We start from the raw sequence: 1,938 nt of genomic DNA, 5'->3' as shown, positions 1-1,938 counted from the left end.
CAGCCCGGTTAACGTGCCGGCACGGCCTGGTTAAGTAGTTTCCGTCTCAGTTCGTGACGCAAAATGAGAAACCAGCAAAACTCAAAATGAGTCACAATAAGAGCGCACAGAGACTCTAAAAGAGCTACTCCGCTTGACATAAGCCCAAAACGAGACACAATAAGGAACAACAAAAACTCAAAAAGATGCATCGATATAAAATATGCATCTTTTTGAGCCAAACATAAACTCAAAATGAGGCAAGAAAAGAAATGCTAAAAGTATCATGCGACGATGGTTCAACTAACGTAAAACTGGCCTGGCTTGAAGATGGCGAGGTAAGAACCAGTCTGTCAGGAAACAGTTTTAAAGAAGGCTGGAACCCGGGACTGTTTAATGCCGGCAAAGTTTACAATTACGTCGTGGATGGGAAAAAATACACCTATGATTTGGGCAGCACTGCTGTCATAGGTACAACACATGTCAGTTATCAATACAGCACCACCAATCTGCTTGCCATACATCATGCACTGCTGACATCCGGCCTTCAGCCACAGGATGTAGAACTGACAGTGACGTTACCTGTGACCGAATTCTTTGATAATGACAATCAACCAAATGAAGAAAGAATAGAAAGGAAAAAGGCAAATGTTCTCCGTGAGATATCTCTGAATAAAGGGGAAACATTTAAAATTAAAAAAGTTAATGTAATGCCTGAATCTTTGCCAGCTGCATTTGAATCACTAAAAAAAGATAAAGTAAACAAACTTGAACGCAGCCTGATTATCGATCTTGGAGGAACCACTCTGGATTGTGGTTTAATTCTCGGTGCATTTGAAGGCATTTCTGAAATCCGTGGCTATTCAGAAATCGGGACATCCCGCATCACTCATACCGTCATGAATGCGCTGACGAAAGCCTCCACACCATGTAATTATTTTATTGCTGATGAGTTAATAAAAAACAGACATGATAATGAATACCTCCAGACATTAATAAATGATGTAACTGAAATAAAAAACATAACTCATGTAATAGACAGTGAAGTGAAATCTCTGGCAGAAAGCATCAGGCAGGAAATTTCAACATTCTCAGGAATGAACCGAATCTATCTCACTGGCGGAGGAGCTGAGCTTATTTACCCTCACATAAAGCAATATTTCCCGAATCTGAAAGTGAACAAGGTGGATGAACCTCAGTTTGCATTGGTGAAAGCAATGGTGCATGCGTAATGGAAAGCAGTGATCCGAAAAAAAGAAAGAAAGTTGTGGCATACCTGCACCCGACACTTTATCCGCAGGACAGCCTGACACAACAAACAATAGACTCTCTTCCGATACAAATGCGGGGAGACTTCTACAGACAATCCCTTATTTGTGGAGCAGCTCTTTATTCTGTTGACCCCCGACTGTTAACGCTAATCAGTGGTTTTTTCAGTGAGAAAATCACTGCAGAAAATCTGGTAAAACTTATAGAGCAAACAACAGGATACAAATCCACATCGATTGATATAAGTACGCTAAAAAACATTATAGAGGCATCTTCAGAAAACAAATCAGAGAGCATCACTTCAAAAGATGATTTTGAAGAACAAACCAGACGCAATCTTTCCATGTTAAAAAAATAATAAAAAAGAGCAGGTTCAATCAGTTACCTGCTCTTTTTTTTACATATACTTAAAAATCAGATTTTTACGAAGATTCAACAGGTTATCATAAAAAAGTGCAACAGCATGGAATGCAATGATGCTTCTGCTGTAAATCGTAACTATTAAAAACGTTAACTAACAACTTTAATGTATGATTGTCTCCATGAAAAAATTATCACGTTTATTTACTCCAGGGCTCGCACAATCATTTTTGATATGTCTGACATTATCATGGTGGCCATATATAGAGCCTCCTGTCATTATTTTTTATCTTATGTTTATTTTCTGTGTAGCAATTGTAAGAGCGACTA

Annotated in this window: 2 protein-coding genes; both read left to right on the top strand. The window is 38.6% G+C overall.

Annotation, left to right across the window (positions count from 1 at the left end; translation table 11 throughout):
* The first annotated feature begins 251 nt into the window (after positions 1–251).
* Positions 252–1,211 (top strand): plasmid segregation protein ParM, encoded by a 960-nt coding sequence (locus EQY_RS0123545; RefSeq protein WP_000921959.1) that lies wholly within the window; start codon positions 252–254, stop codon positions 1,209–1,211.
* Positions 1,211–1,606 carry a plasmid partitioning/stability family protein gene (locus EQY_RS0123540; protein ID WP_000445938.1) on the top strand — a complete coding sequence of 132 codons (396 nt, stop codon included), beginning with the start codon at positions 1,211–1,213 and terminating at the stop codon, positions 1,604–1,606. Before EQY_RS0123545 ends, EQY_RS0123540 begins: the two co-directional genes overlap by 1 nt.
* The last annotated feature ends 332 nt before the right edge of the window (positions 1,607–1,938 follow it).

This window comes from Escherichia sp. TW14182, from assembly GCF_000208525.1.
In the GTDB taxonomy this organism is placed as follows: domain Bacteria; phylum Pseudomonadota; class Gammaproteobacteria; order Enterobacterales; family Enterobacteriaceae; genus Escherichia; species Escherichia ruysiae.
Note: the sequence above shows the minus strand (reverse complement) of the source record. Positions and strands in the feature narration are given on the sequence as shown.

What these genes read in the sequence shown, in the direction of transcription:
- EQY_RS0123545 (WP_000921959.1), top strand. Translation starts at nt 252, where the DNA reads ATGCTAAAAGTATCATGCGACGATGGTTCAACTAACGTAAAACTGGCC.
- EQY_RS0123540 (WP_000445938.1), top strand. Translation starts at nt 1,211, where the DNA reads ATGGAAAGCAGTGATCCGAAAAAAAGAAAGAAAGTTGTGGCATACCTG.